The organism is Candidatus Terasakiella magnetica (assembly GCF_900093605.1).
In the GTDB taxonomy this organism is placed as follows: Bacteria; Pseudomonadota; Alphaproteobacteria; order Rhodospirillales; family Terasakiellaceae; genus Terasakiella; species Terasakiella magnetica.
The window spans coordinates 278,380-304,527 of the sequence record NZ_FLYE01000023.1 but is presented as its reverse complement, the minus strand read 5'-3'; the positions used below and the strand labels follow the sequence as shown (position 1 = coordinate 304,527).

Genomic DNA, 26,148 nt, shown 5'->3' with positions numbered 1-26,148 from the left:
GGGGCATTGTGATGGTTGCAAAATTCACCCGCCAATTAGAAGAAGGCGTCTTGAGCTTCCTGCTCGTCTTTATGACACTTCTTGTATTTATCGAAGTTGTCCTTCGTTTTGGCTTTAACACGGGCATTCACTGGGCGCAGGAGCTTACGCTTCACGCATCAGCTTGGTTTGTCCTCTTTGGTATCTCCTATGGCGTAAAAGTTGGCGCACATATTGGTGTTGATGCCGTGGTTCGCTTACTGAGCCCACCAGTCAAACGTCTTGTGAGTATCGTTGCCGTTCTGCTTTGCCTTTTATATTGCGTTCTCATCCTGATGGGTGCGTGGGTCTATCTTGCCAAAGTTTATAAAATCGGTCTCGCCATGGAAGACATGCCGACACCGTCTATTTTAATGGCCCTTATTCCTGAGAGCATGATGTGGGATACCTTCAAAATTGATGAAGAAGAACCCCTCTTGCCCATGTGGTTTGCCCATGGTCCGCTTTTGATCGGTTTTCTCCTGCTTGCCTATCGTTTCCTTGAAGTTCTCAAGAAACTGGTCACAGGTGAATGGATTGAAATGCACATGGCTGATGAAGCAAAAGAAGCCTTGGAAGAACAAGGCATTGATGCTGACAAAGTAAACCTTGATGATATGAGTGATGATGAAGAGGTAACCAAATAATGACTATTGCATTCCTTTTTGTCGCCTTATTTGGCTGTATGTTTTTGGGTATGCCCATCGCTGTTGCGCTTGGCCTATCTTCTGTAAGTACTATTTTATTGTTCTCCAGTGACTCACTGGCTTCTATTGCCTTAAAAATGTTTGAGGCGCTATCTGAACATTACACCCTGCTTGCCATTCCTTTCTTCATTCTGTCTTCTGCCTTTTTGTCCACAGGTGGTGTTGCCAAACGTTTGATCCGTTTTGCCATTGCTGTTGTGGGCCATATTAAAGGTGGTCTGGCCATGGCATCGGTACTGGCCTGTATGTTGTTTGCCGCTGTATCAGGCTCTAGCCCTGCAACGGTTGCTGCCATTGGTTCCATCGTGATCGCAGGTATGGTTAAATCTGGTTATCCTGAAAAATTCGGTGCCGGCGTTATCGCCAATGCCGGAACGCTCGGTATCTTGATCCCGCCATCTATTGTGATGCTGGTTTATTCTGCCGCAACTGAGGTTTCCGCCTCAAAAATGTTTATGGCTGGTTTTATTCCGGGCATTATGATGGGCCTGATCTTGATGATCGCCATCTATATCGCAGCGCGCGTCATGAACCTTCCGTCTGAACCTTTCCCCGGTGTAAAAGAGCTTTTCAAATCCATGATGAGTGCCATGGGCGGGATCATGTTGATCGTGATCGTTCTCGGCTCCATCTACGGTGGGGTTGCCTCACCAACTGAAGCCGCGGCTGTTTCTGCCGTGTACGCTTTCTTTGTTTCGGTCTTTGTCTATCGCGACATGGGGCCTTTAAAAGAAAAAGCATGGAAAAATGAAAAAGAGCACGGCATTGCCCTAATTGGGCGCGCCGTCATGCAATCCGTCGTTGCCCTGCCAAAATGTATCAACGACCCGGATGTGCGCAAGGTTCTCCTTGATGCGACAAAAGTCTCCATCATGTTGTTGTTCATCATCGCAAATGCCATGCTGTTTGCCCATGTACTAACAACGGAACGTATCCCACACACCATTGCTGAAACCATTGTGGGCTGGGGCCTGCCTTGGTGGGGCTTCCTGATTGTAGTGAACCTGTTGCTTTTGGCTGCTGGTAACTTTATGGAACCTTCTGCGATCATCTTGATCATGGCACCGATCCTGTTCCCAATTGCTGTTCAGCTCGGCATTGATCCGATCCATCTGGGTATCATCATGGTGGTGAACATGGAGATCGGGATGATAACGCCGCCTGTGGGGCTCAACCTGTTCGTAACGGCAGGTATTACGGGCCACTCCATCGGCTGGGCTGTTAAAGCTGCCCTGCCATGGCTGTCACTCCTGCTCATCTTCTTGATCCTGATCACTTATATTCCGCAGATTTCACTCTTCCTGCCGAACTTTATTGATCAGATGCAAGGATATAAATAATCAACCTAGACCATGTGTCTACTACCTTAAGGGTCGCTGTTATGGCGGCCCTTTTTTTTGCTTATTCCAGAGGTGATACATCGTGTTCTTTGTTGATCTTCGCCTCATTTGATTCTACAAACATGTCAAATATTTTCCAATTCGAAGGATAGAGACATATGGCTATTATCGCGCGTTCTGATGAACACAAGAAAACTGGTGAAACCGTTGCAAAAATTCTGCTCGAAATCGAAGCCATTAACTTTCGCCCGGAAGAGCCCTATATCCTGACTTCTGGTAAAGCCAGCCCGGTTTATATTGATTGTCGCAAACTCATCTCCTTTAACCGTGCCCGTCGCACTGTCATGGACCTTGCAAAACACCAAATCCAGCAAGATGCCGGTTTTGAAGTCTTTGATTATGCCGCTGGTGGTGAAACCGCTGGTATCCCTTATGCAGCCTGGATGGCAGACCAGCTTGAAGCCTCCATGCTTTATGTGCGCAAAAAACCAAAAGGTTTTGGTCGCAACGCCCAAATCGAAGGTCATATGGAAGAAGGCAAGCGCGTCTTGCTGGTTGAAGACCTCGCAACGGATGGCGGATCAAAACTCAACTTCGTAAATGCCCTTCGCAATGCGGGTGCACACTGTAATGACGCTTTTGTGGTTTTCTTTTACGGTGTTATCCCCGGTGCGTTGGAAGAACTGGATAAAGAAGGCGTTACCCTGCACTACTTATGTAACTGGTGGGATGTGCTGCATGTGGCCGAAAAAGGCGATTACTTCACCCCTGAAAAGATCGCAGGCGTAAAAGAATTCCTTGAAGACCCACTGGGTTGGTCCTCAAAGCACGGCGGTGAATAATGACACCTAAGAAACTCGCTTTCTGGGTCTCGGTTAAAATCCTTGCCCTTGGCGTTATCGGCTATTTCGTTGTGCCGATGCTGATGCCTTAAAAAAAAAAGATTGTGCCCCTGCCTTCACAGGGGCCTTTTCTTTTAGACAGGCAAAATCAGTTTTGCTTCTAACCCGCCCTCACCACAGTTGCGCAACTCTGCTGTCCCGCCATGGGCATGGGCGACGGAGCGCACCACAGCCAAGCCAAGGCCAACACCGCCTGTTTCTTTATTGCGCGAGGCTTCCACACGTCTAAAGGGCTGGAAGACTTCTTCAAGGTCCGCCTCAGGAATACCGGGACCGTCATCCCTCACGCAAATGACTACTTGTTTTTCTTCTTGGGCTAAGCTCACCGTACAGGCTGTGCCGTATTTCAACGCATTGCCAACCAGGTTACTCACCGCACGTTTAAGCCCCACAGGGCGGCCTTTAAAGGCAAGTTCATCCATGCCCTCATAAGTCACATCCCCGCCTGTTTCGCGCATGTCTTCACACAGGCTTTCCACCAGTGCCGCCAGATCAATCTGGGAAACCGCTTCATTTGCCACATCATCGCGTGCAAAGGCCATGGTGGCAGCGATCATAGATTCCATTTCATCCAGATCAGCCAGCATTTTTTCACGTTGTTGGTCATCATCAACAAATTCAGCACGCAGACGCATACGGGTTATGGGCGTGCGCAAATCATGGGAAATTGCCGCCAGCATATGGGTGCGATCCTGCACAAAACGACGCAAGCGTGTTTGCATCTCGTTAAAGGCATGGGCAGCCTCACGTACTTCGCGCGGGCCCGTTTCTTCCATAGGTGGGGCGTTTACATCACGACCCAATCGGTCTGCGGCTGTTGCCATCATGCTCAAAGGCTTGTTTGCCCGGCGCATAATAAAAATGGCAAGCAGCGCAATCACAATGGTCATGACAAAAAACGGCAAGACAAAAGGAGGTAAAACCGGTTTACCCAATCCCTCATAAGCGACTTTCATATTGAGCCAGCTACGATCATCAAGACGCACAGCCACGAGGATTTTCGGCTTTTGGCGACCCTCAAACATATGGCGGCGATGTTCGCGCCATTCATGTTCCTCATCATCGTCGTCATCATCATCGCGGTGATAAAACCGATCCTTAAAACCGCCTCTAATAACCGCATCTTCAACACGAATGCGTTTTTCATCAATACCGCCAAGCTTTTTAGCCAGACGTTTGCGCACAAAAGACTCAACCCCAAACCAATCTGAAGGTTCATGGATGGATGAGGTTTTAGACTGCCATACCCGCATGCCCGATAAGCGATTTGATTGCAGCAGAAATTTGCGTTGCAAAGGCGTTGCTGCATTCATCCATTTCACATAGGTCGCCATACGTTCAATGAGCTGGGTGCGCTCAGCATTTTCGGTAAAATTACGCCATTCACGATAATGTACAATCCCGCCGCCAATTTGCACCAGCAAAATAAGGCCGATAACAATGGCAAGGGTCCGCCCCAACATGGTTTGCGGGATAAAGCGCATGATCACTTCTCCACCTTGGCAGAAAACATATAGCCCCCGCCACGCACTGTTTTAATTGTGGCTGGGTTTTTCGGATCATCTTTTAATTTTTTGCGCAGGCGACTAACTTGAACATCAATAGCGCGATCAAACGGTATGGCTTCACGCCCACGTGCCATATCTAAAAGCTGGTCACGATTAAGCACGCGGTTGGGGTGGCGCACAAATGTATCAAGCAGTTCAAACTCCCCCCGACTTAGCGACACAAGCACGGCTTCTTCATTTAAAAGCTCACGTTGATCGGGCTTAAACTCCCAACCATTAAACCTGAAACATTCCACATTTTCATCAACGGGTGCCTCTTGCATCGCGCCTGTTCTGCGCAAGACAGCCTTGATGCGGGCCAGCAATTCACGCGGGTTAAAAGGTTTGGCGATATAATCATCAGCGCCCATTTCAAGCCCGATGATGCGATCAGTATCTTCACCCATTGCCGTTAACATAATCACAGGCAGGTTTGAGCTCGCGCGCAGGTTACGACATAGGGTCAAGCCATCTTCACCGGGCATCATCACATCAAGAACTACCAGATCAATGGCCCAGTCTTCAATAGCACGTTTCATCTCGCGTCCATCCTGTGCGGTGGTTACACGCAGATTATGCTGTTTGAGAAACTTCGCGACCAGATCGCGGATTTCACGGTCGTCATCAACGACGAGTATATGTGCTTGCTTATCCATAACCTTACTATATCGCACTCTTTTAAACAGGTATCGGGCATTACTGTAACAGACTGTAACAGAATTTGGCTCTGAAACAATCAGTCACCTTTTAGGGCGTTTTTCGACACATAAGCGTTACAGGCAGGGTGTTTAATGAATGTATCGAAAGGGCGAACACACTGATCGCCAACATCTTACCTCATAGGAGACTTACAATGAAACGCACAACACTTATTCTTAGCGCTGTCAGTGCCCTCGCCCTTGTTGGCTTAACCACAATGGCCATTGCCGATGACGATGACGATGGTCGCGGCTGGTGCCCTAAAGGCAAATATGGCAAAGGTGGTGAATATGGTCACATGCACCGTGGTGAGCATATGGGCATGGGCTTTATGGGCGGCAAACACATGGCCCGCTTCATGAAAGATGGTGATTTTGACCTCAAACTCACACCAGAGCGCGTAAAAGAAATTATGGAAGGCAAGCTGGCGTGGCGCGGCAACGACAATCTAAAAGTCGGTGAAGTCACACTGGATAAAGACGGCAAAATCATTGCCCAGCTGGTCACCAAAGACAATTCCCTTGTTGAAACCTTTGTGGTTGACCCAAAAACAGGTTTCAAAGGCCCAATGCGCTAAGCCCTCTCCCCTTCATTCATACCCTCCCCGACAAACTAAAAGGGCTCCCAATTTTGGAGCCCTTCTTTTTTAGTTATCTTCTTTGACCGATGTATCTACATCTATTTCTTCGTCTTCTTCCAACTCGCCATCGGCAGCGCGTTTTTTCCATTTGCGATAGGATTGGAAAGACATGGGGATACTGCCCAGATAAATCGCTCCAATAACCGAGAGCATCGCCCAAGGTGCGCTGACCAAAAAGGCGACAAAAAGCCCCACTGCAATCATCACCGGCAAGACATAAGCTGCTGGAATTTTCGCCTTTTTAAAGGAAAAGGTTGGAATGCGGCTGACCATCAAGCCCCCGATGATAGACAGGAAGAAGCCTGCCATAAACGGACTTCTAAAGAGATCATCCCCAAACATGAAAGACAGTACCAGCGGATACATAATCAACAAGGCACCAGCCGGAGCTGGCACGCCTGTGAAGAAATTATTCTCCCATGCCTGCTTATTTGGATCTTCAAGGGCGGTATTAAAGCGTGCCAAACGCAACGCCATACAGACAGAGAAGAACAGCACAAACACCCAGCCCACGCGGCCCGCACCTTCTAACACCCAGAAATACAGGATCATAGGCGGGGCCACACCAAAACTGACAAAATCCGATAAAGAATCCAGTTCTGCGCCAAACTTGCTTTGTGCATTTAACATGCGGGCCACGCGACCATCAAGCCCATCTAAAATTGCCGCAACCACAATGGCAAAAACAGAAGCCTCCCACATTTCACGAGAAGCAAAGTTAATCGCTGTCATCCCTGCACACAAGGCAGAAACCGTCAACATATTGGGGATCAACCGATTGATCGGTAATCTTCTTAGTTTGGGACGAGGTTTCTCTGTCATTTTATCTCACTTCACCCGTGCACAGGTCTTTAATTTTATTAGAGGCGAACCGTTTTTCAGCCCGCCTTCTTAAGCCACAAGCTATCAAATTACAACTCAACTGTCTTTAATTATATGATTTGTTTGCATCAACAATGCATGTTAGATTGAGCTAAATGTATAAAAAATAGGATTGTTTTGGTGGGTACTTCGACAGATTTTCCAAAAGCAGCCAAAAGTTTGGTGGAATTTAGCGCAGTCCAAAGCGGCGCTTTATCCCTAACAGATAGAATTGAAGCAGATGGCAAAGAACTCATGCTGTCTTCGGGTAAAAGTGATCTCGACTTTATGGTCGAATATCAAGGTTACTGGTTTTCGGTTAATGTAGAACAACGTGGCACCAAGTCCCACCTGCATATTCATGGGGCTATTGGTAAATTACCCTATACCTATGAAAGCGCTTTTTCGCGCGCCAATGTTCTCGCCGTTGTGCGCGCAGCAGGGCGCGCCTTGGGCGGAAGTGTCCAAGTAGATAGCAAACAAAACATTCTTTTGATTGATACGATCGAGTTTGAAGGCTCCCTCTCGCCCAAAGTGGTTTTGGCAGAAACAACCAAAGTCCTCTTAATGGTCAAGCCTTACTTGCAGCTTGTAACAATCTTACAGCCGCCCAAACAGGCCAGCACCCCCGCACCAGCGCATTATAAAAAGAAACAAGATAGCCTTGTTGAAGAAGAACAAACGGATGCTGAAAAAGTAAACGTTACTTTAAAGCCTGTGGTCAAAGCCCATAAAACCTTTAAAGTCAAACTGACTCCAAAAGTAAAAATCAAACCTAAATAAAAAAGCGAATTAAGCTTATTGCCCTTCAGGAATTTCAAAAACCTGACCGGGATAAATCAGATTTGGGTCACTGATCTGATCCTCATTAGCTTGATAGATCACCGCAAAATCATAGCCCGTTCCGTAAACACGACGCGCAATGCGCCATAGGCTGTTGCCCGGCTGCACGACAATGCGGCGCTCTTTTGGAATTTCAGTATCATTTTCTGCACGTGCAAAAGGAATAGTCACACGATTGAGGACTTTTTGGTTTTCATCGACATGGTCTGCACGTAGCTGATAGACACCCGGCTTAACGCTTTTATCTGGTGAAAGGGTCCAACTGCCGCGATCATCCGCAACCGTATTGCCCAAGAAGTTTTGATCCAGATATAAAAAGACCACGCCATCTTCCGGTGCAGCACCTGAAATGGACAATTGGCCCTTTTCATCGTAATTCACCGCATCAATGGAAAGGGTTAGCCCTTGCGCACCAGGCACTTGCAAGGCTTTCACAGCACCTTTACCATCGCGTGGCATGGTCACAGCCAAGGCTGTCTCGCCCTTAACTTCAGGCACGATCAATACGACAATATCCTTGGATGTCATAACCGAACCATCAGGGTTCAAGCTGCGCAGGCTTAATTCGCGCTCACCCGTTTCAAGCGGGCTTGTGGGTAAAAACACCCATTCCCCACGATTATCTGCTTTAATATTCCCAAGGACCGTATCGCTATCTAACACGGTGACTTCTGCAAGGCCCGTTGCACGCCCTGCCATCACCACATCCCCATCTGGGTTTAGGCGCACCACATCAAAGCTTGGAATGACATTTTGGGTTTTCTTGGTGGCTTTTTTCGTCGCCGTCACAGCAGGGGCTGATTTTTGCGCTTCATTCTGCTGTGCCTTTAATGTGGCATCATCATCGCCCGACATTGTCAAAAAAATCGCAACGCCAGCAGCAACAAGACCTAAGCCAATAAGAATGATTGAACGCAAATTACTCTCCACCCCGTAAGTATATGTCCTATTCAATTATCAAACAGACTAGACCTAAACGAGTGTAAGCGCAATTCAAGAAATCTTACAAGGCCCGTAAAATATCAAAAAAAACAAGGCTCAACACCACAGGCAGCAGACAAAATGCAACTAAGACCAGATGTTGAAGACCTATAATGCGCAAAGATCGCCCTTCAAGTAGCTTTTCAACAGCGCGATGACTAAAAAGGGCCATGCTCAGGCAAGCCAAACTCAATAAAGGTGTATGACCTTGAAGCCACATATCCCAGCCCAATGCCGCCACACTTAAAGACAGTGGTAAAATGGCATTTTCTTGAAAGTTAAAAGCAAATTTCGGGATTTTCCAAAATAATGCACAAACCCCAACCACACAAAGGGCAATGGCAAAGTTTCTCGCCATGATATCGCCCACCCAAGAAGCAAACAGGCCTAATGTGGCCGCCATAATGATTAAGGGAATAACAGAACTTGCCAAGTTTTGAGCTGTAACAAACTGCCCTCTTGATTTAAGCCCAATTACGAGACTAAGCACCAACAAGACACTTCCTGCCAAAGATGCTTTTATCAACATCTCAAGTTCAAGGGACATGCCGGTTAATATCCACACCCAAATAAGGATAGCAGCGATACTACTGAGCAATTTAAGTATTTGATTGTTAAATAAAAGACTATAGACCAACGCAAATATCGTTACAAAACCAAGGCCATAGGCCATGGCATTCATACCAAACTGGAAAGGTTCCCCCACCCGTCCAAAGGCTGTGATCACCCCCATCAGGCAGCCAAGGCCGATGCTGAGCGAAGCAAAGACTTCCTGCTTTTCACCACTCAGTGCCCAACGCAAAAGCGGCACGACCCCCATCACCGTAATGGCGGGGAAAAGAAGAGAGAGAAACAAGGCGCTGTTAAATAAATCCGTCATGATGTTAAGATAACGCCAAAGAGTTACCAAAGCGTTTCAAAAAGCGGGGCTAAAATGAGCTTTCAACCAAAATCCCTATGTGTATTTTGTGGGTCAAAAAACGGCAATGATCCAACATATGTTGAAGAAGCCAAAGCACTGGCCCGCATGATGGCGAAGAAGGAAATTGAACTGGTATATGGCGGTGGTTCAATCGGCATTATGGGTATCATTGCCCAAGAAATCCTTGATCATGGCGGGCGTGTAACAGGCGTTATCCCAGAGTTTTTACAAAAACATGAAGTCGGTCACCATGGCCTGAGCGAGCTGATTATCACAGAAAGCATGCATGAGCGAAAACGCACCATGTTTGAAAAATCAGACGGTTTTATCGTACTGCCCGGAGGCTTGGGCACCATGGATGAAACATTTGAGATTATGACATGGAAACAACTACGCCTGCATAACAAGCCCATCATTGTGTTAGATACCAAAGATTACTGGCAACCATTTCATCAACTTGTAGAAGCAACCATTGCGGGAGGATTTGCCCATGAAGGCGTGCGCGACCTTTACTGCCTTGTAAAAACCGCAAAATCTGTATTTGAGTGTTTTGAAGACATTCCCGATGTGCTAGAAGAGGTTTTCACAAGTCATCTCTGATTGAAATCAAATCATGATCATGTCATAAGTAAATCAGGTATAGGGATTCTAGGGCAGTAGGATGAAAAAAGAATATCTCGATCTCACCCGAATGATCGAACGTTTGCACCGTCGCTTTCTTGATGTGTTGCGCGCTGAATTAAACCGTTTGGAAATTAAAGATCTAAACGCTGTTCAAGCATTGCTTCTTGCCAATATTGGCGATGAAGAAATCGCGATACGGGATTTAATCGAGCGAGGATATTATCAAGGTTCCAACGTTTCTTACAATATTAAGAAACTAACCGAAACGGGCTTTCTTGAGCAAAAACGCTCTCCACATGATCGTCGATCCGTCAACGTAAAGTTGACCAAAAAAGCGCTTGAATTCACTGAAAACTTAAAGAAAATGGAAGACCATCACGCTCAAACCATGAAAGCGTTTGGTTTAACACCTATTGAAGTTGAAGTGACGCTAAAAGCCTTAAAACGTCTTGAGCGCACATGGACCGATTATATCCATTATGGGCCTAATGACTAAAATATCGAGTTGATTTGAACTTCAGCAATGGAGTTCAACATCTTGACCTCAAACGTCTCACTTTGCAGGTTTTGTGCATTCTCCACCTCGCCATCATCACGGCCGTGGCCTGTTAGCACGTGCATACCACCTGAAATCCCACCGTTTAATCCGGCTTTTAAGTCCCCTGCCTTATCCCCAACAACCCATGAGCCTTGCGTTGTAATAGCCATTGCATCAAAGGCACGCAACAACATACCCGGATTAGGTTTTCTCGCTTCATGTGAGGGATGGTTAAACGGCTCTTTGCCCACTTTATGAAAGGGGCAAGCATAAACCGCATCCACATAAGCCCCATTTTCATTTACCAGCAGTTCATGCATGCGTTCTTGCACGGCGTTGAAATCCTGCCAATCAAACATATCGCGCGCCAGCCCTGACTGATTTGTAACAATCACAACCGGAATATCGCGCTGATTGGCCTGTGCAATAATATCTGCTGCCCCTTTTATCAGGGCGACATCTTCAACTTTATGCAGATAATGCACTTCCTCCACAATCACCCCGTCACGATCCAGAAACAAGGCGGGCCTTGGCGTTTCAAACCGTTTTGCACTTTCAAAAACCTGACACCAGATATGGTCAGAACCAAGTGTTACATTTGCAGGAAGTTCAGCTTTCATGGATTTCTCATTAACTTTAAGACGGCGGTGGGGAACATGTTGCAGGAATGCATGTCAGCTTATACTATGAACAAGGTGGAATGTGAAGGAAGTGCCCTATGCTCACTCGACGCAATGTACTTAAAATCGCAATTGGAGGTGCAGCCGCACTGAGCCTGCCCTCCCTTGTCCATGCCCGTCACAAACCCATCCTTATTGGCGACATCAACAGCTATATCCCCAGCATCAACCGTTTCACCCTGCCCTATCGCAAAGGCTGGACCCTTGCCCTTGAACAGGTCAATATCAGTGGCGGGATTAATAACAAGCCCATTGAAGTACTGTCGCAAAATGATAAGGGACGGCCTTCAGAAGCTGTCAATGCAGCACGTTTCCTTGTTGAACAAAAAGGCGTTGATATCCTTAGTGGCACTTTTCTTTCCAATGTGGGTTTAGCTGTTTCAAAATATGCCCATCAAAGCCAAATCCCTTTTATTGCAGCGGAACCTTTAAGTGATGAGCTCACCTTAGAACAAGGGAATCCTTATACTTTCCGCCTGCGCCCAAGTACCTATACCCAAGCCCATATGCTGGCAAAAGAGGCCGCGAAACTTCCTGTTGGGCGTTGGGCCTGCATTGCGCCAGATTATGAATATGGTCGCTCCGCTGTTGAGAACTTCAAAAGTTTCATCAATAAAGCACGCCCCGATGTGGAATTTATCCATGATGAATGGGTCGAGCTGTTCAACATCAATCCTGAAAAAGTGATCAACAATCTTTCCAATAAAAACATTGATGCCCTCTTTAACGTGACCTTTTCATCTGATTTGGAAAAGCTCATCACACAGGCAGAAAAAAGCGACTTTTTTAAAGATAAATCCGTTGTCAGCCTCCTTACGGGTGAGCCGGAATATTTAAATAGGATCACCTCACCCGCCTGTGATAATTGGATTGTCACGGGCTATCCATGGGACCAAATCCAAACCCATGCCCATAAAGAGTTTGTCAAAAAATACCTCGCCCGGTTTGAAGAACCGCCCATGCTGGGCTCTCTTGTGGGTTATATGACCCTTCTCTCTATCGCAAGTGCCTATAAGCAGCATAAAGAGGAAGATAAAAACGACCTTCATCGCCATTTTGAAGGGCTCTATTTTGACAGGCCCCTTGGCATGGTGCATTTTCGAAAAAGCGATCACCAATCTTCAATGGGGGCCTTTATCGGACGCTTGCGCCACCATGAAGGTAAAAACATCATGACGGACTGGTATTATGCCGATGGGCCTGAATTTTGGCCAACAGAAGCGGTTATCAAAGAAAGACGACCTCAGATATAACCATGTGTTCCACCTTTGAAAACCAACTCACCTTTCAGCAAATTATAAAAACTTTTGCCATTTCTGTTGTGCCTGAAAGAAGGCCAGACAAACAAACCGTGCGCCCAACCGATGAAACAGCGGTAATTACAAAAGAGACGCTAAGCCTTTTGAAATGGGGCTTTAAAACAGATTGGTCACCAAAGCCTCTCATCAACGCCCGCAGTGAAACCTTGTTTGAAAAACACAGCTTTAGAGAGGCTCATCAAAACCGATGCCTTATCCCGGCAAGTGCTTGGTTTGAATATCGCAAAGAAGAAGCTGATAAATTTAAAAACAGGATCACGATTAAGTCTGTGGATCAATTTGCTATGGCTGGCATTATAGCAAATGAGCATTTTTGCATTCTCACTTGCGCACCCCACCCAGAAATTGCCCATATTCACAATCGCATGCCCGTTCTTATTGCACCCAATGCTTATGACCAATGGCTTGATACAGCTATACCAACACAAGACCTCAGCAAGCTGCTCGCCCCACCGCAAAACATCGCTTTTGAGGTGAGCGAAGAAAAGCCCGCACAGACACAGCTCAAACTCTTTTAATGGCCCATGATCACGGGGATTTGCGCATTTTCAATCACATCACGTGTCGCACCCCCTAAAATGAGTTCACGCATACGGCTGTGGGTATAACCGCCCATAACCATCAATTCTGCCCCGAGTTTTTGACTTTCTGACAGCAACGCCTGACCAACGGATTTTCCAGCAGGGGTGAAAAAGATCGCTTCTGCTTTAATATCGTACCATTGCAGATAATCAAGCAACTCCCCACCCACAGGCTTATCTGTCGCAGAAGTATCTGCTGTAATGATATGCACGGCATCTGCATGTTTTAAAAATGGTTTTGCAGCTGACACAGCACGCGCACCTTCCATGGAGCCATTCCAGCAGATTGAAACGGTTTTGGGAAAATGCTCTAGGGGCATTTCAGGTAAAAGCATCATGGGACGCCCGGTTTCAAACAGGGCCGCATTAAGGGCAAGGGTGGAATAAACCTCATTTTCTTCCACAGGCTTTGGCACAAGAATGATATCAGCCAAACGACCGTAGCGCGCGATAATTTCATCATCACGGCCCTGATCTTCCAACCATTGCACCGTGACTTTATCGTCACCAACGGGTTGCGAGGCCTCAATGGCTGCGTATTTTTCCAGCGCGCTTTTATAAAAGCTATGGGCTTTGGCGCGTTGTTCTGTGCCTTCAACCTCAACCATATTGATCATATCTTCAATCATGGCCCCAGACATACCTTCGCCTAATAACGGAATGGCTGATCTGGGATCAGGTTTAACATTGAGCACATTGATATGACTGGAAAACTCCTGCGCAATGAGAAAGGCGGCATTTAACACCGCATGAGACGATTTTGCACCATCGATGGGCGCAAGGATAGATTTCATGCACATGACAGCCTCCTTTGTTTATCAGTCTAATATCATACGCTTTTTTGGCACGACTGACTAGATTTTGGTCAAATACTTCTGTGCTTTTTCAATAAGTTCATCCCCCGTGAGCGTTGCATCAAGTTTCTGCCATGTCATTTCGCCAAGCTCATACCCTGCTTGCATCTTAACGATTTCAACATCCGCATCAGAGGCATCATTTTCGCGCGCCGCCACACGTTTTTCCAACACTTCTTGCGGAGCCTCCAGCCAGAAACCCGCAAATGGCACCTCCATCGCCTGAGCAATTTCAGCGAGTTTTGTGCGTTCTTCTTCTTTGGCAAAAACCCCATCGACAATAACGCAATAACCGCTATGAAGGGCGAACTGAGCCTCAACATAAAGCGTGTTATAGGTATGTTTGGTGACACTTTCCCGATAGCCATATTCTGATAATTTCTCATGGGGCTTTACCCGCATGATCCGTTTTCTGATCATATCTGTGCGTGCAATATAGGCTCCGGGCTTTTGCCCCAATTCGGGTGCGAGCCCCATTGCGAGGCGTGATTTTCCTGTGCCTGATAAACCACCAATGGCAATAAGGGCTGGCTTTTGACCTTTTTCTAAATAGCCTTGTGCCTCATCCAAATAGTGACGTGCATCTTCTTCCCAATAGTTGCGAGCCTCAGGGCTTGCTTGGTTTTGCGAGGCCACAGCATTCACATGGGTTCTGATAATTGCGCGCGATGATAAAAACAGCCCCAACAGATTGAGGCCTGAGACATCTCCTGTTAGCCCCATATAGCGGTTCATCACCACATTGGCGAGATCAAGCCTGCCGCGATGACATAAGTCCATCAATAAGAAGGCCAGATCATAGAGTACATCGATGATTTCATAATCGGGCTCAAATTCAATGGCATCAAAAAGTGTGATCTGGTCTTGGAAATAACAAATGTTGCGCAAGTGTAAGTCCCCATGACATTTGCGCACATAGCCTGTTTTACAACGATCCTCTAACTGAGCTTCATGCTGCTTGATCTCTGCAGCAACCTTTTCCTTAAGGGCGGTAATTTCATCAAGGGGTAAAACACCCTCTGGGCAGCTTTCAAAAGCCTGATAATGGCCTTCAAATGCCCGCTTTATCCCACTCGCCCCACCATATTCTTGATTAACCTCAGCTTGTTCATAACAAGAGACAATATGATCTGTCAGGGCTTCCATATCTGCTGCTGACAATGAGCCCTTTTCACATAAAAAATCAAACAGCTGGTCTTGATCAAAGCGCTTCATTTTCACCAGCCAATCCACCGCAGAGCCATTGGTATCAAGGCTTAGGACCTGATCAAAACACACCGGGATGACATCTACATATAAATTTTCAGCACGTTTTTTATTGATTTCCAGCTCTAGGCGGCAATATTTCTCACGGTCTTCAAGGGTTGAAAAATCAACAAAGGGCAAAGCAATGGCGCGCTTGAGCTTATAGGCATAGGGCCCTGCTAAAAAAACGATGGAGATATGAGTATCAAAACGCTCAACACGCTCGCCCTCAGGCAAACCATATGTTTCAGGTTTTGAAAGAAATTCAATAACTTCGCTTTGCTGCATTTATGATTGTCCTTGCAAGAAAGTAGGGTTACTCTCTTCATACTATGTCAAACACAGAACAAAAAACAGCAGTGATTACAGGGGCCAGTCAAGGAATTGGCCATGAAACTGCACAGCATTTTCTTAAAAAAGGCTGGCGGGTGATTACATGTGCGCGCAAAGATGTCCCTGAAGAATGTATGCGTGACCCCAATTACGCCTTTCATTATCCAACTGATCTTAGTGATGACGACAGTCTTGCAAATTTCGTCAAAGAGGCCAACGCGCTTTTAGGGGATGACCCACTGCATGCATTGGTCAATAACGCAGGCATGTCGCCCAAAACACCTTATAAGGAACGTCTTGGCTGCCTGAATGGGGATTTGGATGCATGGCGCCAGGTGTTTGACCTTAATTTTTATGCTCCACTCAAACTATCGCGCGGCTTTGCGCCTGCCCTTCACCGTGGTGGTGGGGCGATTGTCAATGTGACCTCCATTGCTGGACATTATATCCATCCCTTTGCAGGCTCGGCCTATTCCATTTCAAAAGCCGCCCTTTCTGCCCTTACCCGCGAGATGGCAAATGAATTTGCCGCCATTGGTGTGCGCGTAAATGCCGTAGCACCGGGTGAAATTCAAACCGACATGATCCAGCCAGAATATGAAACCCTCATCCCGCGCATCCCACTTAATCGCATGGGCTCCACCGATGAAGTGGCCTCTTCCATCTATTATCTCTGCTCCGACGACTCATCTTATGTCACCGGAACTGAAATGTGGCTCACGGGTGGACAGCACCTGTTTTAATACGGACTAATACTTAAGCAGTATCAATACTATCTTTTTGAGTAAATTAGGCATATATATCCCTAAAATAATTATGAGAAAAAGAGAATTGATATGTCGAAAGCAAAAGTACTCATTGTGGATGATGCCCCCACCATCCGCACGCTTATGTCCACCTTAATGGATGCACTGGGCTGTGATGTGGTTGGCCAAGCTCAAAACGGTGTTGAAGCAGAAGAAATGTACCTTAAACACCGTCCTGACCTCACCCTCTTAGATATTGAGATGCCGGAAAAAAATGGCTTTGAAACCCTGCGCAGCCTAAAGAAGATGGACCCAACAGCCAATATTGTCATGCTGACAGGCCATGATGATACAGCTGTGGCTGAAAGTTGTATGAGCAACGGTGCGCGTGATTTTCTTCAAAAAGGTCTATCCCCGCACCTGTTTAAACAACGCTTAAATAAAACCCTTGAAGCTTGCTAATTTGATTTTCATATAATTTTTAATTTGAATTTTTCACAAATGCGATTAATTCTTAATTATAGATAAAATCAAGTTCACAACTTTTTATAATAGGCGCTAAATGAACAATCCAAAGGTCTTAATTGTAGATGACACCCAGACAATACGCACTATGATGGCAGTTATTGTTGAAACAATGGGTGCAACTGTCGTTGGTCAAGCCAATGATGGTATCGAAGCTGAAGAAATGTTTCATGAACTCAAGCCTGATCTTACTTTGCTTGATATTGAAATGCCTAACAGAAACGGGATTGATACCTTAAAGAGCCTTATAAAGACAGACCCTACTGCAAAGATTGTTATGCTCACAGCTAACAATAACACAGTGGTTGCTGAAAGCTGCATTCACTATGGTGCTGCTGGGTATCTACAAAAAGAGCTATCTTCAGATATCTTTAAAAACGGTTTGGAAGTTCATTTAAAAAGCGCTTAAGCCCCCTCAGGAAACGCCTTTTCATAAAGCGCATTGCGCATATTTTCCAGCCATTGAAGGCGTTTCTCGATCAAATCAAGATCATGATCCAGCCAGTCTGTCAGATGGCCTGTCTCTTCACAGTGATTATCACGCAAGTCACCAAGACGGGCCAATTCTGCTTGGGCGGCATCACACAGGCTATCAACCTGATTACATTGTTCTTCCATGGGCAAAAGATGCAAGAAACGGAATTTCAATGTGATGATCAGCTTGTTTAGATCACTGCTTTCTGCACGAACGCGCGCGAGCAGCAAGTTTTGAAGTTCTTGCTGGCCTTTATCTGTCAACTCCATCAAGGCATCATCTTCCATGCCCTGGCCTTCTGATGGCGCAATTAAGCCTTCAAACTTTAAAAGCTCAAGCGATGTGCCCATCAACTCAAGCGAGGGGCCGGTCACGCGGCTCATAAAATGACGGGCATCATGGGCGAGCACACTATAACGCAGGGCAACACCGCCTTGGGCAAGGGTACCCAACGCACAAAGCCTGACGGCTTCTTTTGGTGTTAATGTGTTATCAGCATACATGGTAAGCCACTTTTATTGTTCCTCATGGACTGTAGCATATTTCGCTACTATAGCGCAGTTCAGATATGGCTTATTTCACAATGCCTTGCAATAGCTTCGTGAAATAAAAAAAGAGACAGCGCATAAACACTGTCTCTTCTCAATCATAGGGGAGAAACGAGAGAAAACCTATTGTGCAGCAGCCTTTTGCAAAGACAAAGTTTCCCAGACTTTAGACAGGCAAGAAACAAGTTCATCCATCATCTCTTCAGTGTGGAAAGGCGATGGCGTAAAGCGCAAACGCTCTGTACCTTTTGGCACTGTCGGATAGTTAATGGGCTGTACATAATGGTTAAATTGTTCCATCAACATATCGCTTGCCTGCTTACATAAAACAGGGTCCCCCACCATGACCGGTACGATATGGCTGGGGTTTTCAATATGTGGGATCCCAGCAGCATCAAGTTTCTCACGCAACATTTTGGCATTTGCCTGATGTTTCACCCGGATCTCATTATGCTTTGCCACATATTGGATAGAGGCGCGACAACCTGCTGCCACAGCAGGTGGAATGGAAGTTGAAAAGATAAAGCCCTGACCAAATGAGCGAATAAAATCACACATCGCTTTGGTCCCTGCGATATATCCACCCACAACACCAAAACCTTTGGCCATGGTGCCTTGAATAACCGTTAAACGGTCCATCAGCCCTTCGCGCTCAGCCACACCAGCGCCATGCTCACCATAGAGGCCCACGGCATGAACTTCATCAATGTAAGTCATGGCATTATATTTATCTGCCAAATCACAAATTTCTTTAATAGGCGCGATATCGCCGTCCATGGAATAAACAGATTCAAAAGCGATCATTTTAGGGCGATCAAGCGGCTGTTCTTTTAAAATGCGCTCTAAATCTTCCAGATCGTTATGTTTAAAGACTGTCTTGTCACTACGGCCCAGACGAATACCTTCAATCATGGAGTTATGATTTAATTCATCAGAGATAACCAACATACCGGGCATTTTTGAACCCAATGTAGAAAGGGCTGTAAAGTTTGCCACATAACCGGATGTGAAAATCAACGCCGCTTCGGTTTTATGCAAATTTGCCAGCTCTTCTTCTAAAAGAACATGATAGTGGTTTGTGCCGGAAATATTACGTGTCCCGCCCGCACCTGCGCCACATTTATCCAATGCTTCATGCATGGCTGCCATAACTTCTTCATTCTGGCCCATACCGAGGTAGTCATTAGAGCACCAGACGGTGACTTCTTCCACGCCGCTATCGCGATAATTACTCGCCTGTGGGAAGTTACCCGCTTTGCGTTCCAGATCGGCAAAAACCCGATAGTTCCCCTCATCTTGAAGGTCGCTGATTTGTTCGGCAAAAAACTTTTCGTAATTCATATTCTTCTCCGTACCGGGAATAGTGAATAGCCCGGGTCCCCTATCTATCTGTTACAGAGTCCTACCCAATGATTGTGACCTCATTGTGTCCAAGTTTCTTTTTTTGGTTTTTTGCTCTTTTAAGCTTTAGAGCTGATGGAAATCATGGTGACTTACACACGCACAGGAAATTGAAGCCTTATTGTCATGGGTGGATACGGCCACAGACCTTGGCGCGAGGTGGTTTTAGGCGGTATCACACGCCATATGCTGTAACATATGACCGTGCCTGAAATTAAGCTTAGCCCTGCCAGACACAACAAAAAGCGGTGAGGTCATCAGAAAGTGGGCGTGGGGCTTTTGAGATAAAGGGCTCCATAAGCTCGCCCATTTCGATTTCGTCTTGTTCACTTAGTGCTTTTAAAACAAGATTTTCAACACCATCGCGCCCAAGGGCCAGACCTTCTTTGCGCCCATGTTCGATCAAGGCATCGCTATACATAAACAAGCCATCGCCCACATTAAATTCCATGGAGCGGTCTTCATATTTCGCCTTGGGGCTCATCCCTAATGGAATGCCCTTGCCGGAACCAACTTCAATCTTTTTATGTTTGTGATCAATGCGAATAGGCGCGGTTGAACCCGCCGCAGAATAATCAAAGCGGCTTTTTTCAAAGTCCATCACACCAAGGGCCACAGTCGCATATTGCCCGGTTTGCAATTGGGTACAGAGCCACTGGTTTAAATGTTCCAGATACTCCCGCGGTGTTGCCTCACCAATGGGTTCACTGTCAATTTTACTATGCAGCCTGAATGTATTCATCGCCGCTGCAATACCATGACCGGAAAAATCCACCAGATAGAACATCACTTTGGAATGCGATATCAGATGCACCCCCCAGATATCGCCACCCAGCTCTGTTGAAGGTTCATAATGGCTGGTCAGGCGGATTTGGAAGGCGCGTTCCAGCATTCTGACTTTTTCATCAGAAGGCAGAAGGTCGCGTTGCATAGCATGGGCGCGGTTAAGCTCTTTTTGCATATCGCGTTGATCGTTTTCGCTTGTTGCGTCACCCGGTTAACCTGACGCAACATGGTTGAGACACGCACGATCAACATATCATAATCAACAGGCTTGGTCAGATAGTCATCAGCCCCTTTTTCAAGGCCTTTCAACATCTCATCGCGTTCGCCGTAAGCGGTTAAAAATAGAAAAGGCACATTTGCCCATTGGCCGTAACTATTGCGCACCTTATCTAACAACTCAAACCCGTCCATAATAGGCATGCGGATATCGCATAAAACAAGGTCCGGCAGTTCTGTGCGGATCAGGTCGAGCCCTTGTGCGCCATCACAAGCATCAATGACCTCATAGCCGTTATCACGTAACTCTTCACAAATATCATGACGTAAATCTTTTTCGTCTTCAATACAGAGAATTTTCGCCATTAAAGTTCCTCAACCCTCGTGATTTTAAAGGAAAACTCGACGATATTTCCGCATCCCTGATAGCAGATATCATCAAGTCCCGCTTTTTGAATAATCACGATCCCCCGACCCGATTTTGTTAGGTTTATCTTCTCTTTGCTTTTTTGTAAAACCTTTTTCCAATCAAAGCCTTGGCCTTCATCACAAAGACATAGTTTGAGCCTATCGCCATCACGTTTTAACTTCAAAGAAGCATAAAGGTCACGGAACTTTTCATCCGACTGGCGCTTTTCAACCTCTTCAATCCATTTACCCTCATTGCGCAATTGAATTTTTTCTTCATGGGTGATGCCAAGATTGCCATGCTCAATGGCATTGACGAAAAGTTCCATCAAACCAAGACGTAAGATTTTCTTTTCAGGTGCAAGCGATGCAATTAACAGAGCCAGCGCTTGGGCTTCTTCAAGGCTTTTAAAGGTAAATTCCCCATTGGTCAGCTGTGTAATACCTGCCACAGCATTGACCATCATTTCACGGATATTTCGCCTGCGAAGATGGCTTAGTACAAAGGACAGAACCATATGGCTGGCATCATCAAGTGTGAAATAGGCATGAACATCTTCATAACGTTCAATCAGTTGAGCCTTCTGAGAGGGCAGGCATAGAATTGGAACCTGACATTCACGGATCAGCAATTCAACGTCATTGACTTCATCATCACCGATCTCTGCCCCGGGGCCAAAAATCACTGCATCGGGTTCATCATTAGGAAGGGGGCAACTTGCCAGACTATCGCAGTACATCACCCCAAACCCATGCATAGTCACACACTCGCGTAACTCCTTGCGGCGTTCAGGGTCGCTTTCAACGATAAGGCAATTGCTCTTCCAGCTTTCCATCAGATGTAATTATTCTTCGTAAGGGATCAGGCTTGAGAATTCTGAAATATCCAAAATCTCACGCACCTCACCACCACCGGGTCGAATAGAGACGGTTTTAGACGCATCCTCACAAAACTCCTTAAGCACAAGCAAAAGCCCAAGCCCTGCGGAATCAAGGAATTCAAGTGCGCTAAGATCAATGACACATTTACTTCCAGACTGTTCTGAGGCCTCAAGGCTCAAAGAGCGGAACTTTTCCTCATCATTGAGTGTCAATTCTCCGGTCAACTTAACCTGAATGACGCCATTGTTCTCTGTAATTGAATGATCCATATTTTTTAATATCCCTGTTTATTGTGTTCGCAAACTCTTGAGGAATGCTTTGACTTCATCATCTAGTTCTTGTGCAGGCTTATTCAAGTCACGCGCCGCCCACATCACACGAATGGCCGCACTATAAGATGTTGCAGAACCTTGGTTTACCTTAACGATCCGGCTTCTAACCATCTCTGAGTTTTCAGCGACCTCTTGCATGTTTGAGGCGATATTTTCCGTGCTGGCACCTTGTTCTTCCACAGCTGAGGCAATGGCTGTTGCAATTTCATCAATCTGAGAAATCGTTCTGCCCGTACTGGAAATCGCATCACTGGCTTCTTCTGTCGCACTTTGGATGCCGCCAATTTGTTGCGCGATCTCTTCAGTTGCACGGGCTGTCTGGTTGGCTAGGTTTTTCACTTCACCAGCCACAACCGCAAAGCCTTTTCCTGCATCACCTGCACGTGCGGCCTCAATTGTCGCATTGAGCGCCAAGAGGTTGGTTTGTTCCGCAATGGCTGTAATTAATTGAACGACTTCACCAATTTTATCAGCCGCAACGTTCAATCCATCCATGGCATTGGTGGCAGCTTGTGCATTGGTCACCGCATCACGCGCAATTGAGGCAGATTGGTTGACCTGAGAGCTGATTTCTGTGATTGAGGCTGAAAGTTGCGAGGTGGCTTCAGCCACAATCTGTACCGTTTCATTAGTGCGTTGGGCTGCTTTTGCCACATCAACAGAACGCGTAGAAGAACGATCAATACGGTTACCCATATTTTTTGTACGTTCCATAATCTGGTACGCACTGCCATAAATTGCCGTAACCCCATTACCAACAGTTTCTTCCAGCTCGTCCCCCATTTTAATCATACGGTTTGAAACTTTTTCCATAGCGCCCGTGGCGTTATTGATTGTTTGCGAAGCATGTAAGAAGGTGCCGACCATACCTTGTTCAAGAATCCGGCGATAAAAACGGTTATCACTCACCGCTTCCATAGAGGCCATGGCCTCGCGCACAAATGCATCCATACGGTCAACCAGACCATTCATGGCCCATAACATTTCGGCAATTTCACCCTTGCCATCAATATTGGTGATGCGGGTTTCAAAATCACCGCTTTCAACTTTGCGACAAAAAGAGACTGCACCCTTAATATTTCTTGAGACTTTTGCCACATATATCAAGGCAATAGCAGAAAAAACCAAAGCCGCAAGTGCAACAACACTTGAGAGCATCGCGCCTGAAGAAAGCAATATCACAACCTGCACCACTGTTAATAACAGTGCTCCACCCAAGCAGATCCTGATCGTATTAAGGGATGACCCAAACATCTCCCCTCCTTAATTTGTTATTTATGTTTTTATGCGCAAAAAACTTCGCTGTATTATCATAGCCATAAAGCGATTAAGAGCGCAACTAAACTAATTTAGGAACAAGGAGCGTGAATGTGCTCCCCTCACCTTCTTGGCTTTCAAAGCTCACATCGCCCCCATGCAAAACCATAATCATTTTCACAATTGAAAGCCCAACGCCGGTGCCTTCTTTACTGCCGACCTCAGAAGAACGGAAGAAACGCTCAAAGATTTTGCTTTGATCCTGTGAAGAAATTCCCATGCCTTGGTCTTTCACAGAAATACCTACATTGTCAGTATCCTCCCAGACTTCCACGATAATTTCACTACCATCTGGCGAATATTTTTCGGCATTATTCAGCAAATTCACCAAGGCAAGCTCAAGCAATTCACTATCGATTCTCACCTGATGATCAACCTCATCAGCCATAACCTCAATATTATGGTTCTCTGAGAGTTCCTTGTGTGAACGACAAACATCCTGAACAAATGTTGTGACCTCGATATTTTGAGGTTTATATTCCAGCTTGCCCGTTTCAAGGCGTTGAGCTGTAAGAATGCTTTTAATCAGCTTTAACAAACGGTTTACTGCACTTCGAATACGTCCCAACCTGTCATGGAGTTCTTCATCACTCAGGTTTTGGCCTTTTCTGACAATGCGTTGCACCGTACTGTCAATAATGGCCAATGGCGTTCTAAACTCATGAGAGATCACAGAAGTGAACATCTTTTGTTGCTCATTGACCTCTTGCTGGCACCTTAAGGCATGGGCCAAACCTTCTGCCTGAATGCGCAAAAGCTCCTGTTGTTCTTTATAGGCCGTTACATCCGACATAACGGCAACAGTGCCGTTTGAAGGTGTTTTGCGGCGACTGATCTTGATCCAGCGGCCATCATTTAACTGGATATCATCATCAAAAATACCCTGGTTCAAACGGTTGATACGGGATTCTTGCTCCTCATGCCCCTCATCCGTATAAAAAGAAAACAGCCTGACAAGCTCAGATGCATTTGTACCGATCTCAAACCCGGCTTTCATTTCAGGGAACATTTCAGAAGCTAAATCACTACAGAATTCAAGGTTCATGTCACTGTCATAAACAAAGATGGCACTATCAGCCGCATTGATGGATGTGACAAGGCGTTCACGCGTGCCTTCCACTTCCTTGGTACGCTCAACCACCATTTCTTTGAGTTTGTCACGGTGAAGTTTCAATTCCTGTTCTGCATAACGCTGATCGGTAAAATCCTGATACTGGCAAATCACATGCTTTAGGCTGCCATCAAAGCGGTAAACGGCCGTAAAACTCCCCACGACCCACAAATTAAACCCAGCCTTATTCAGCAAGCGCTGTTCTGACTGATAACTTTCCAGCTTTCTTGCCGAAGCACTTTTAAGCCACTCATCAAGCGGATGTGCCATATCGGGATGCATGAAGCTTCTGATCGGCTTTGCCGAAAGATCAACTTCGCTATAGCCCAAGAACTTCTGAAACGCTTTGTTTGAATCAACAATAAAGCCACCGGGGTTTAAAATCGCCATAGGGACAGAACTTAATGTGAAAGCCTGCCTAAATTGCTTATCACTATTTTCACGTCTCTTTTCAGAACGCATTCTTGCCGTAATATCACGGCAAATAACCAACCATTTATAGGTTGTGGCATTGGTAATTTCAGTTACACGCACATCAAGTGGAATTGTTTCATTATCATACGCCCGCCCCTCTAACTGAATGGCTGTATTAAGCTCAACCGGCGTTATTTCTTTGCCCTGAAAAAACAGTTGAGAGAATTCCTGCGGGGGGAATAATTCAGATATATGCTTGCCTAAACATGTACTTAGACCATCAAAAAACAGCTCATCACCACGGTTGTTACTTTTTACAATAATACCTTTTTCATCTAAGGCAAAAAACGCTTCAAGCGTGAAATTAAGAAAATGGCGCGAAAGAAGGTTTCTCTCGTTGAGCTCCTTCATCTGTATTGCAACGCCGTCCTCAATCAAAAACTCCATCTTGTTCATGCGCATGGTCAAATAGAGGATCAGGGCTGTAATCACCAAGCCCAATGCGGTGACAATTCCCCAGACAGAAAAATAACGATTGCCGGCTTGGCTTGAAAACTCCAACTCAAAAATACGCCCAGAAACGGAAAAACGCGATGAAAGGGCCTGTCTTTTCAAGCCTTCCTTATTATGAGTAAATAAAACATGAGGCACATTAGGTATGGTTACATCACGCAACTGCACCGAAACGACCCGGTCCCCACGGGTCAGCAACACCCGCTTAAAAAGCGTTTCAAAATCAAACTGCGCCAATAAAATTCCGCTAATTTCACCAATGGGATGCGCCCCTCTGCCCATCACAGGTAAGGCAGCATAAAATAACCCGCTGCCTTTCACATTTAACTGAGGAAACAAAAGTAAACGACGACTACGTTTTGCCCGCTCAACCAAACTCTCAACATCCGCCAAGCCCATAAGATCACGGCCAAAGAGATCGACCCCACTTCGCGAATAAGTCGCAATGATTGGAAATTTTGATTTTGCACCATAATCGCTGCCACTACGTTCAGCCCAATAAATATTTTCTAAATGGGGGAAACGCACCAGTGAAGAGGAGATAAAAATATCAAACGCATCTCTTGGGAAATCTCTATTGGCAAGCAGGATGCTTCTCAGAACATGTAGAATTTCGGTTTCGCGCGATAATTCACTTTTAATTTGGGAACCAACACTTACCCCCCAGTTTCTCTCAGAAACAGCCTCGTTGCTTTTATGCCATGTTTTGACGAAAAAACCCGCACCAATAGAACAAAACACGCCAAATAAGGCGAACAGTACGAAACTGATCAACCGCCTTTTTGCTAACGAGGAATGACGTGCTTGCATTTTTTTCTACGACTTGCGCCTAGTTATTCC

The 26,148-nt window shown here is 46.0% G+C and carries 28 protein-coding genes; 12 read left to right on the top strand and 16 right to left on the bottom strand.

The window, feature by feature from the left end:
• The first annotated feature begins 11 nt into the window (after window positions 1-11).
• The 3 genes from MTBPR1_RS10720 to MTBPR1_RS10710 all read left to right on the top strand — a co-directional run bounded on the left by MTBPR1_RS10720 (window position 12) and on the right by MTBPR1_RS10710 (window position 2,907).
• The gene (locus tag MTBPR1_RS10720) at window positions 12-665 is read left to right on the top strand and encodes a TRAP transporter small permease (protein ID WP_083223037.1); all 654 of its coding nucleotides are present in this window, start codon (window positions 12-14) and stop codon (window positions 663-665) included.
• A complete protein-coding gene (locus tag MTBPR1_RS10715; RefSeq protein WP_069189000.1) occupies window positions 665-2,065 on the top strand; it encodes a TRAP transporter large permease in 1,401 nt (466 codons plus the stop codon). Before MTBPR1_RS10720 ends, MTBPR1_RS10715 begins: the two co-directional genes overlap by 1 nt.
• A 158-nt stretch (window positions 2,066-2,223) precedes the next feature.
• On the top strand, window positions 2,224-2,907 hold the full coding sequence (locus MTBPR1_RS10710; RefSeq protein ID WP_069188999.1) for an orotate phosphoribosyltransferase: 684 nt from the start codon (window positions 2,224-2,226) through the stop codon (window positions 2,905-2,907).
• Window positions 2,908-3,041: 134 nt separating this feature from the next.
• On the opposite strand, the gene MTBPR1_RS10705 is transcribed toward MTBPR1_RS10710, so the two are convergent.
• Both MTBPR1_RS10705 and MTBPR1_RS10700 read right to left on the bottom strand, forming a co-directional pair.
• The gene (locus MTBPR1_RS10705) at window positions 3,042-4,451 is read right to left on the bottom strand and encodes an ATP-binding protein (RefSeq protein ID WP_083223036.1); all 1,410 of its coding nucleotides are present in this window, start codon (window positions 4,449-4,451) and stop codon (window positions 3,042-3,044) included.
• Between the two features lie 2 nt (window positions 4,452-4,453).
• On the bottom strand, window positions 4,454-5,170 hold the full coding sequence (locus MTBPR1_RS10700; protein WP_069188997.1) for a response regulator: 717 nt from the start codon (window positions 5,168-5,170) through the stop codon (window positions 4,454-4,456).
• A gap of 197 nt (window positions 5,171-5,367) precedes the next feature.
• On the opposite strand from MTBPR1_RS10700, the gene MTBPR1_RS10695 reads away from it, so the two are divergent.
• A complete protein-coding gene (locus MTBPR1_RS10695) occupies window positions 5,368-5,790 on the top strand; it encodes a hypothetical protein (RefSeq protein WP_069188996.1) in 423 nt (140 codons plus the stop codon).
• Between the two features lie 69 nt (window positions 5,791-5,859).
• Here MTBPR1_RS10695 and pssA read toward each other — a convergent pair whose 3' ends face one another.
• Window positions 5,860-6,675, bottom strand: a complete 816-nt coding sequence (pssA, locus tag MTBPR1_RS10690) for a CDP-diacylglycerol--serine O-phosphatidyltransferase (protein WP_069188995.1) — start codon at window positions 6,673-6,675, stop codon at window positions 5,860-5,862.
• A gap of 180 nt (window positions 6,676-6,855) precedes the next feature.
• Here pssA and MTBPR1_RS10685 point away from each other — a divergent pair, with 180 nt between their 5' ends.
• Complete coding sequence (locus MTBPR1_RS10685; RefSeq protein ID WP_069188994.1) at window positions 6,856-7,497, top strand: hypothetical protein; 642 nt, start codon at window positions 6,856-6,858, stop codon at window positions 7,495-7,497.
• Window positions 7,498-7,512: 15 nt separating this feature from the next.
• Here MTBPR1_RS10685 and MTBPR1_RS10680 read toward each other — a convergent pair whose 3' ends face one another.
• A complete protein-coding gene (locus tag MTBPR1_RS10680) occupies window positions 7,513-8,475 on the bottom strand; it encodes a LysM peptidoglycan-binding domain-containing protein (RefSeq protein ID WP_069189044.1) in 963 nt (320 codons plus the stop codon).
• An 85-nt stretch (window positions 8,476-8,560) separates the two neighbouring features.
• Window positions 8,561-9,418, bottom strand: a complete 858-nt coding sequence (locus tag MTBPR1_RS10675; RefSeq protein WP_069188993.1) for a hypothetical protein — start codon at window positions 9,416-9,418, stop codon at window positions 8,561-8,563.
• A 54-nt stretch (window positions 9,419-9,472) separates the two neighbouring features.
• On the opposite strand from MTBPR1_RS10675, the gene MTBPR1_RS10670 reads away from it, so the two are divergent.
• Complete coding sequence (locus MTBPR1_RS10670; protein WP_069188992.1) at window positions 9,473-10,060, top strand: LOG family protein; 588 nt, start codon at window positions 9,473-9,475, stop codon at window positions 10,058-10,060.
• Window positions 10,061-10,121: 61 nt separating this feature from the next.
• Window positions 10,122-10,580 carry a MarR family winged helix-turn-helix transcriptional regulator gene (locus tag MTBPR1_RS10665; RefSeq protein WP_069188991.1) on the top strand — a complete coding sequence of 153 codons (459 nt, stop codon included), beginning with the start codon at window positions 10,122-10,124 and terminating at the stop codon, window positions 10,578-10,580.
• Here the strand turns inward: MTBPR1_RS10665 and MTBPR1_RS10660 are convergent.
• Window positions 10,577-11,242 carry a D-glycero-alpha-D-manno-heptose-1,7-bisphosphate 7-phosphatase gene (locus MTBPR1_RS10660; RefSeq protein ID WP_069188990.1) on the bottom strand — a complete coding sequence of 222 codons (666 nt, stop codon included), beginning with the start codon at window positions 11,240-11,242 and terminating at the stop codon, window positions 10,577-10,579. The two genes, MTBPR1_RS10665 and MTBPR1_RS10660, sit on opposite strands and share 4 nt — an antisense overlap.
• A gap of 98 nt (window positions 11,243-11,340) precedes the next feature.
• Between MTBPR1_RS10660 and MTBPR1_RS10655 the strand changes: the two genes are divergently transcribed.
• Complete coding sequence (locus tag MTBPR1_RS10655) at window positions 11,341-12,555, top strand: ABC transporter substrate-binding protein (RefSeq protein ID WP_069188989.1); 1,215 nt, start codon at window positions 11,341-11,343, stop codon at window positions 12,553-12,555.
• A gap of 2 nt (window positions 12,556-12,557) precedes the next feature.
• A complete protein-coding gene (locus tag MTBPR1_RS10650) occupies window positions 12,558-13,139 on the top strand; it encodes an SOS response-associated peptidase (protein WP_069188988.1) in 582 nt (193 codons plus the stop codon).
• Here MTBPR1_RS10650 and MTBPR1_RS10645 read toward each other — a convergent pair.
• Together MTBPR1_RS10645 and MTBPR1_RS10640 are read right to left on the bottom strand one after the other, a co-directional pair.
• The gene (locus tag MTBPR1_RS10645; protein WP_069188987.1) at window positions 13,136-14,002 is read right to left on the bottom strand and encodes a universal stress protein; all 867 of its coding nucleotides are present in this window, start codon (window positions 14,000-14,002) and stop codon (window positions 13,136-13,138) included. The two genes, MTBPR1_RS10650 and MTBPR1_RS10645, sit on opposite strands and share 4 nt — an antisense overlap.
• A 54-nt stretch (window positions 14,003-14,056) precedes the next feature.
• On the bottom strand, window positions 14,057-15,589 hold the full coding sequence (locus tag MTBPR1_RS10640; RefSeq protein WP_069188986.1) for a bifunctional aminoglycoside phosphotransferase/ATP-binding protein: 1,533 nt from the start codon (window positions 15,587-15,589) through the stop codon (window positions 14,057-14,059).
• Between the two features lie 44 nt (window positions 15,590-15,633).
• On the opposite strand from MTBPR1_RS10640, the gene MTBPR1_RS10635 reads away from it, so the two are divergent.
• The 3 genes from MTBPR1_RS10635 to MTBPR1_RS10625 all read left to right on the top strand — a co-directional run bounded on the left by MTBPR1_RS10635 (window position 15,634) and on the right by MTBPR1_RS10625 (window position 17,314).
• On the top strand, window positions 15,634-16,377 hold the full coding sequence (locus MTBPR1_RS10635; RefSeq protein WP_069188985.1) for an SDR family NAD(P)-dependent oxidoreductase: 744 nt from the start codon (window positions 15,634-15,636) through the stop codon (window positions 16,375-16,377).
• A 93-nt stretch (window positions 16,378-16,470) separates the two neighbouring features.
• Window positions 16,471-16,842, top strand: a complete 372-nt coding sequence (locus tag MTBPR1_RS10630; protein ID WP_069188984.1) for a response regulator transcription factor — start codon at window positions 16,471-16,473, stop codon at window positions 16,840-16,842.
• Window positions 16,843-16,942: 100 nt separating this feature from the next.
• Window positions 16,943-17,314: a response regulator gene (locus tag MTBPR1_RS10625; protein ID WP_069188983.1), complete on the top strand. Its 372-nt coding sequence runs from the start codon at window positions 16,943-16,945 to the stop codon at window positions 17,312-17,314.
• Here the strand turns inward: MTBPR1_RS10625 and MTBPR1_RS10620 are convergent.
• The 8 genes from MTBPR1_RS10620 to MTBPR1_RS10585 all read right to left on the bottom strand — a co-directional run bounded on the left by MTBPR1_RS10620 (window position 17,311) and on the right by MTBPR1_RS10585 (window position 26,082).
• Entirely contained in the window at window positions 17,311-17,883 is a 573-nt protein-coding gene (locus MTBPR1_RS10620) for a hypothetical protein (RefSeq protein WP_069188982.1), read from the bottom strand. The two genes, MTBPR1_RS10625 and MTBPR1_RS10620, sit on opposite strands and share 4 nt — an antisense overlap.
• A gap of 168 nt (window positions 17,884-18,051) precedes the next feature.
• On the bottom strand, window positions 18,052-19,269 hold the full coding sequence (gene hemA, locus MTBPR1_RS10615) for a 5-aminolevulinate synthase (RefSeq protein ID WP_069188981.1): 1,218 nt from the start codon (window positions 19,267-19,269) through the stop codon (window positions 18,052-18,054).
• A gap of 280 nt (window positions 19,270-19,549) precedes the next feature.
• On the bottom strand, window positions 19,550-20,290 hold the full coding sequence (locus MTBPR1_RS10610) for a PP2C family protein-serine/threonine phosphatase (protein WP_083223033.1): 741 nt from the start codon (window positions 20,288-20,290) through the stop codon (window positions 19,550-19,552).
• Window positions 20,191-20,697, bottom strand: a complete 507-nt coding sequence (locus MTBPR1_RS10605; protein ID WP_069188979.1) for a response regulator transcription factor — start codon at window positions 20,695-20,697, stop codon at window positions 20,191-20,193. Before MTBPR1_RS10605 ends, MTBPR1_RS10610 begins: the two co-directional genes overlap by 100 nt.
• A complete protein-coding gene (locus tag MTBPR1_RS10600) occupies window positions 20,697-21,575 on the bottom strand; it encodes an ATP-binding protein (RefSeq protein ID WP_069188978.1) in 879 nt (292 codons plus the stop codon). Before MTBPR1_RS10600 ends, MTBPR1_RS10605 begins: the two co-directional genes overlap by 1 nt.
• Window positions 21,576-21,584: 9 nt before the next feature.
• Window positions 21,585-21,890, bottom strand: a complete 306-nt coding sequence (locus tag MTBPR1_RS10595; RefSeq protein ID WP_069188977.1) for an STAS domain-containing protein — start codon at window positions 21,888-21,890, stop codon at window positions 21,585-21,587.
• Window positions 21,891-21,908: 18 nt separating this feature from the next.
• Window positions 21,909-23,207, bottom strand: a complete 1,299-nt coding sequence (locus tag MTBPR1_RS10590; protein ID WP_083223032.1) for a methyl-accepting chemotaxis protein — start codon at window positions 23,205-23,207, stop codon at window positions 21,909-21,911.
• 85 nt (window positions 23,208-23,292) lie between these two features.
• Complete coding sequence (locus MTBPR1_RS10585) at window positions 23,293-26,082, bottom strand: ATP-binding protein (RefSeq protein WP_165602658.1); 2,790 nt, start codon at window positions 26,080-26,082, stop codon at window positions 23,293-23,295.
• Between the last annotated feature and the right edge of the window lie 66 nt (window positions 26,083-26,148).